Genomic DNA, 569 nt, shown 5'->3' on the forward strand with positions numbered 1-569 from the left:
CAGGGCAAGGACGACCCGCGATTGACAGCCTTCGCTTCGACCCTGGCGCGCGCCGGCTTTGCGGTGCTGACACCCGACCTTGCCGGCTTTCGCCAACTGCGGGTGCGCCCCTCGGATGCCCGTGAGATCGCGGATGCGTTCGCCTGGCTGTCCAGCCGCCCGGAACTGGCCCCCGGCGGCCGCGCCGGCCTGTTCGCCTTCAGCTACTCGGTCGGCCCTGCGCTCCTTGCCGCGCTGGAAGACGACATCCGGGAACAGGTGCGCTTCATCCTGGGCGTCGGCGGCTACCACGACCTGCCCCGCGCGATGCGCTTCTTCACCACCGGCTGGTTCGAGCAGGAAGGCAAATGGCACGCCCTGACCCCGGACGACACCGGTAAAATGGTGCTGCTCCATGCCAGTCTGGACTACCTTGCCAACGGGCGTGACGGCGAGATATTCGACCGCATGGTGGCGCAGCGCATGCGCGACTCCCACGCTGACCTGTCACCGCTCGCTGCGGAGCTGAGCGCCGAGGCGCACGCGGTGTATGCGCTGGCCGCCAACCCTGATCCCGCACGTTTTCCCGA

The 569-nt window shown here is 68.5% G+C and carries 1 protein-coding gene; it reads left to right on the forward strand.

Annotated elements, in window-relative coordinates; genetic code table 11:
• Window positions 1-569 (forward strand): alpha/beta hydrolase family protein (locus tag ABW22_RS13795; protein ID WP_202813962.1); only part of this gene is annotated, 569 nt, incomplete at both ends.

It is taken from the genome of Thiobacillus denitrificans (assembly GCF_001530125.1).
GTDB classification, from domain to species: domain Bacteria; phylum Pseudomonadota; class Gammaproteobacteria; order Burkholderiales; family Thiobacillaceae; genus Thiobacillus; species Thiobacillus denitrificans_C.